We start from the raw sequence: 5,991 nt of genomic DNA, 5'->3' as shown, positions 1-5,991 counted from the left end.
CGCGTGTCGGGCCTAGTGGCGGAGCTGGAGCTGGCCCTGGACGACTACGGCAACGTGCGCGCCGACGAGCGCGCCTACCGCACTTCCCGTCCCAACGTGTTCGTGGCCGGCGACATGCGCCGCGGGCAGTCGCTGGTGGTTTGGGCCATCTCGGAAGGCCGCGAGGCGGCGCGGGAGGTCGATTTGTTCCTAACGGGTAAGACGGCCCTGCCGAGCAAAAATGCGGTGGGCATGTTCGCGTAGCCTTTTGTCATTACGAGCGCAACGAAGTGAAGCGCGGTAATCCTTCCTCTCTCAGCGACTAGCTAGATAATGTGACAAGCTTCGGTTTGCAAAAGAAAAAGCCCTGACACTTTTCAGTGTCAGGGCTTTTTCGTGGGCTTGCCTAATGGGTCTGGTATGGCTGCGAAGTCGGCCGAGGCAGGGGCAGGACTTGCCCCTGCCCGGACGTCTGGGCTGCCCGAACGATACCGTTTACCCACGGGCGGGGGCAAGCCCTGCCCCTACTCCACCGGCCTGCGAAACTGCCTGGGCAAGAGCGACAGGGCCGCTCAGAAGACGCTTTCACTGCCTTTTAGACCTATCTTAGAAGAACGGCCCAAGTCAAAATAATTCAACTCTGCACGCAGGCATACGCTTACCACACACGCACAAGACCTGATATAAAGCCTGCCAAATCCTCCGAATAGGCGCTTTTGCTTTCAAATCCGAACAACCGTTTCAACACAAGCTTATACACATCAGACGCAACAAATCGGAATATTTATAAACACCCACAACCAACTCATCAGCCAGAATCAGCGCACCCGCTACCTCTTCGTGAAGTCATTTCTCAGTCGTCGGGCAAGTTTTTTTTCCGACGGCCAAATAAAATTTCCCGGTCTTTTCATTCCAATTCCCACCCGCATTTACATGACAAACTTAGTCCCCCATACCACCAACCCCACGCGTAACGCCGGCCGGTGGCTGCTGTTGCTACTGCTACTGACAGGCCTCGGCACCCGCACCGCTTCGGCCCAAACCCTGGTCTGGGAAGAGAACTTCAACGGGACGACCATCGACCCCGATACGTGGACGTTCGACTTCGGCGATGGCTGCGAGCGCAACCTCTGCGGCTGGGGCAACCAGGAGCTGGAATACTACACCAGCCGCCCCGACAACGCCCGCATCGACAACGGCAACCTGCGCATTGAAGCGCGCCGCGAAAACTTTCAGGGCAAGAGCTTTACCTCGGCGCGCCTGAAAACGCTGGGCCGCATGCACTTCAAATACGGCACCCTGGAAGCCCGCATCAAGGTAACGAACCTGCAGAACGGACTGTGGCCGGCTTTCTGGATGCTGGGCGCGACCGGCCAGTGGCCCGCCAGCGGCGAAATCGACATGATGGAAATGGGCAGCGCGGCTTCCTACCCCAGCAACGTGAACAACTGGGCCGGCGCGGCCCTGCACTGGCAGCACAACGGCGCGCACGATTTCGTGAGCCAGCTGCACCAGAGCACCACCCCGCTCACCGATGCCTACCACGTGTACAAGCTGCAGTGGACGGCCACCGAAATCAAGGTATTCATTGATAACGTGCAGTATTTCAGCCAGAACATCACCGACCCTGACATGGAGGAGTTTCACCGGCCCGAGTTTGTGCTGCTGAACCTGGCCGTAGGCGGCGTGTACACGGGCAAGATGAACCCCGGCGACATCACGGCCCCGCTGCCATCGGCCATGCTGGTCGACTACCTGCGCCTCTACCAGAACCCCGGCGACGAGCTATATATCGGTAAAAACCATGCCTTTGCCGGCGACTACGGCGTGCTGTCGGACCGTCCCACCATCACCGATAAGCTGGCCTTCGACGGCACGGATGCCAACCTCTACTACTGGAACAACCTTACCAACATCACCACGCCCGCCCCGGTACCCTTCGAGGGCGCGAACGTGCTGGCCGTGCACGCCAACGCCGGCGACTGGTTCGGGATGGGCGTGGACAACGCGGTGAAAAACCTGGGCAACTTCGCCAATGGCTCGTTGAAGTTTCAGTTCAAGACGACCTATGCCGGGCAGTTTAAGGTGGGCGTGAAAAGCGGCCATGGCGAGAGCTGGGTGAATTTCCCGGCCGGCTCGACCCAGTACGGCCTGGTGCGCGACGGCAACTGGCACGAGATAACCATTCCGCTCAGCACCTTCAACCAGCCCAATATGGGCATGCACATCGACCTGGTGTCGATGAACGGCCTGTTTATGTTTGCCGGCGACCCGGCCACCGGCCCGGCCGACTTCTACTTCGACGACGTACGCTACACCGGCGGCGTGGCGGCCAACCCGCCCCCCACCGTGAGCCTGACAGCCCCAGCCCCGAACGCCATTGTCACGTTGCCCGCCAGCCTCACCCTCACCGCCACGGCGGCCGATGCCAACGGCACCGTGAGCAAAGTGGAATTCTATCAGGGCAGCACCAAGCTGGGCGAGGCCACCGCCGCACCCTACAGCTACACCTGGACCGGCGCGCCGGCCGGCGTTTACGTTCTCACGGCGAAAGCTACTGATGATGAAGGCGCCACCACCACGTCGAGCCCCGTGACGGTGTACGTGACGGCGGCCGGCAACACCGCCCCCACCGTGAGCCTGACCGCCCCCGCGGCTAACGCCAGCTTCCTCACGCCGGCCAGCATCACTCTCAGCGCCGATGCGACCGATGCCGGCGGCGGCATTTATAAGGTGGAGTTTTTCCAGGGCAGCACGCTGCTGGCCACCGACTTCACCGCGCCCTACAGCTACACCTGGGCTGGCGCGCCGGTGGGCAGCTACAGCATCACGGCCCGCGCCACTGATACCGGCGGCCTCAGCGCCACTTCGGCGGCCACCAGCATTGCCGTGGCCGACCCCATTGTGCCCACGGTCAGCATCACGGCCCCGGCCAGCGGCACCAGCCTGACGGCCCCGGCCAGCCTCACCATCACGGCCGACGCGGCCGACACCAACAGCCCCATTGCCAAGGTGGAATTCTTTGCGGGCAGCACTAAGCTGGGCGAAGACCTCACCGCACCTTATTCTTACGCCTGGGCCAACATCGGGCCGGGCGCGTACTCGCTCACGGCTAAGGCTACGGCCGTGGATGGTTACGCCACCACTTCGGCCGCCGTGGCCCTCACCGTGGCGGCCATTCCGTGCGTGAACACGGCCGCCAACGGTGAATACCGCTACGAGGTGTTCACCAGCGGCCCCGATGTTACTTATACCTTCCACCCATTGGGCGCGACGGCGGGCGGCAGCCTGGCCATCATTTTCATTCGGGAGGGCAGCATGGGGGCCTACCCCGGCTATACCATGGTGCGCAACGCGGCCGGCGACTTCACCTTCACCCGGCCCATTGCCAGCGGCGTGGTCACAAGCTTTTACTTCACGTATGAAGTAGGTGCGGGCGGCCCGCAGCACAACACCCAGAACGCGCCGCACAGCTACACCGTGGGCACGGTGTGCACCGGCGGCGGCCCCAACAACGCTCCGCCCACCGTGAGCCTGACTTCGCCCACGGCCACCTCGGCCTTCACGGCCCCGACTACCATCAACATCGCCGCCACCGCCGCCGATGCCGACGGCACCATCACCAAAGTGGAGTTCTACCAGGGCAGCACCAAGCTGGGTGAAGCCCTTACCGCGCCCTACACCTACGCCTGGACGGGCGTGGCCACCGGCACCTACATCCTCACGGCCGTGGCCACCGACAACAGCGGCACCACCACTACCTCGGCCCCGGTCACGGTGCAGGTGCGCAGCACCGACGGCTCCTGCGCCGTCACGGCCGAGTACAGCTACCGCGCCGTCACCGTCGGCCCCGACGTGACCTATACTTTCCACCCGCTGGGCGCGACGGCGGGCGGCAACCTGGCTATCATCTACCTGCGCGAAGGCAACGTGGGCGCCTACCCCGGCTATACCATGGTACGGAATGCCGCCGGCGACTTCACCTTCACCAAAGCCATTGCCAACGGCGTGGTAACGAGCGTGTACTTCACCTACCAGGTGGGCCCCAACGGTCCGCAGAGCAACTCGGCCGCCAACCCGCATACCTACATCGTGGGCACCAGCTGCGGCAGCGTGGCCACGGCTACTGCTACCGCCGCGGCGCTGGCCACGGGCACCCTGCACCCCAACCCGCTGGGCCAGGGCAGCGCCGTATTGTCGTTCAGCATGGCGCAACCCAGCGCCTACACCGTGGCCCTCTACGATATGAAAGGCGCCCGGATTAGCGTCCTGAGCAGCGGCCGAGCCGCCAGCGGCCAGCTAGTGTCGGTCGACATCGCGGCCGGGTCACTGGCCAACGGTATCTACCTGGTGAAAGTGAGCACCGACAACACCGTCCTCACCAAGCGCCTGGTCATTAGCCGCTAGAGTTACTAGAGATACTGATTGCAAAAAGCCCCGGCCGATTCTTCGGCTGGGGCTTTTTGGGTTTTGGTGGCCGGCGACGTGCGTTGCGGCTAGTCGCTGGTTGTCTGGGTCATCTCGGGAGGCCGTGAAGCAGGTAGATGTAATGGGCAAGACCACGCTGCCGAGCAAGAATGCAGTGGAACTGGTTGGGAGGAGCAGATTATGAATGTGCCTTTTCTCCCATCTCAACTAGCCTATTTTTAGCAGACTTGTGCCCCTGTTCCGCTGCTTTTTTAAACCAATATTCCGCTTGCTTGGCATTTTTAACAACTCCTTCACCATCACAGTAGCAGAGGCCAAGATTATACTGAGCATAACTGTCGCCATTTTCAGCTGCTATAGTGTAATAAGAAGCACTTTTTTTAAAGTTCTTCTTTACACCAACGCCTTCGTGAAGAAAGTATCCAACCAATCTACAGGATTCTATCTCACCAAGATTAGCAGCTTTTAAATACCAGCGGTAAGCCTGCTTTTTATCTTCTTGGAAATAGCGACCAATGTCATAATAGTATCCCAAGTTGAAGCACGCATTCTTATTGCCCTGTTTCGCCGCAAGCTCGAATAGCTTAACCGCTTGGGGTAAGTCCCTAGCTTCACCTTTGAGGTTGGCCAGTATTATTCCCAAATTCAGCTGCGCACTATCAAAGCCTTGTTTGGCTGACAATTCGTAATAATACCGGGCTTTATTCAAATTCTTTCTGCATCCATTTCCTTCTGCGTAAGCCAATCCTAATTGGTATTGGGCCCAACTATTATTTTGCTCTGCTGCGCACTTCAGCCAAATATTAGCACACTTACTATCTGTCTCCAGATAGTATTCGGCGAGAAGACAGTGAGATTCCATATCTCCACTTTTCGCAAGCTCATATACAGTTGCATTAGGCTTATTCATTGTTGTACTGCATCTCAGGTTGCCAGTACGCTAAATGTAAAGCAATTGGGTTGCTAACCCGCCCGCTCCTCGCCCACCACGGCGTACTGCGGGTCTTCCGCCACATTCACCTCAATCAGCGCTCCGGCGTTGCTGAGCAGCTGGCGGCAGTCGGGGCTGAGGTGGCGCAGGTGCAGGGTTTTGCCGGCGCGGTGGTAGCGCTCGGTGAGCTTGTGGAGGGCGTCGATGGCCGACATATCGGCCACGCGGCTTTCGCGGAAATCCACCACGACTTCGGCCGGGTCGCGGGCCACGTCGAATTTCTCGCCGAAGGCTTGCACCGAGCCGAAAAAGAGCGGGCCGTAGATTTCGTAGTGCTTCACGCCGGCCGCGTCGAGGTGGTGGCGGGCACGGATGCGCTTGGCGTTTTCCCAGGCAAAAGCCAGGGCCGACACGATGACGCCCAATAGCACGGCCAGCGCCAGGTTCTGCGAAATGGCCGTCACGAGCGTCACGAGCAGCATCACCAGCACGTCGGTGCGGGGCATGCGGCGCAGGATGCGCAGGCTGGCCCACTCGAACGTGCCGATGACGACCATGAACATCACGCCCACCAGCGCGGCCAGCGGCAGCCGCTCAATCACGGGTGCGCCCACCACCACGAACAGGGCCAGCGCTACGGCCGCCACCACGCC

General features: G+C 60.6%; 3 protein-coding genes and 1 pseudogene. 2 read left to right on the top strand and 2 right to left on the bottom strand.

Annotated features, from left to right (window positions below):
* Positions 1-243, top strand: a pseudogene (gene gltD / locus ACYVDE_RS12830) (glutamate synthase); the annotation flags it as partial.
* 669 nt (positions 244-912) lie between these two features.
* The gene (locus ACYVDE_RS12825; RefSeq protein WP_460501940.1) at positions 913-4,386 is read left to right on the top strand and encodes an Ig-like domain-containing protein; all 3,474 of its coding nucleotides are present in this window, start codon (positions 913-915) and stop codon (positions 4,384-4,386) included.
* 199 nt (positions 4,387-4,585) lie between these two features.
* Here ACYVDE_RS12825 and ACYVDE_RS12820 read toward each other — a convergent pair whose 3' ends face one another.
* The gene (locus ACYVDE_RS12820) at positions 4,586-5,317 is read right to left on the bottom strand and encodes a tetratricopeptide repeat protein (protein ID WP_460501939.1); all 732 of its coding nucleotides are present in this window, start codon (positions 5,315-5,317) and stop codon (positions 4,586-4,588) included.
* A 53-nt stretch (positions 5,318-5,370) separates the two neighbouring features.
* A partial coding sequence (locus tag ACYVDE_RS12815; protein ID WP_460501938.1) for an STAS domain-containing protein occupies positions 5,371-5,991 on the bottom strand: 621 nt, incomplete at its 5' end.

The sequence above is a fragment of the Hymenobacter agri genome (genome assembly GCF_054778495.1).
The sequence above is the reverse complement of the archived record's forward strand: the minus strand, read 5'-3'. Positions and strand labels throughout refer to the sequence as shown.

What these genes read in the sequence shown, in the direction of transcription:
- ACYVDE_RS12820 (WP_460501939.1), bottom strand. Translation starts at nt 5,317, where the DNA reads ATGAATAAGCCTAATGCAACTGTATATGAGCTTGCGAAAAGTGGAGAT.
- ACYVDE_RS12825 (WP_460501940.1), top strand. Translation starts at nt 913, where the DNA reads ATGACAAACTTAGTCCCCCATACCACCAACCCCACGCGTAACGCCGGC.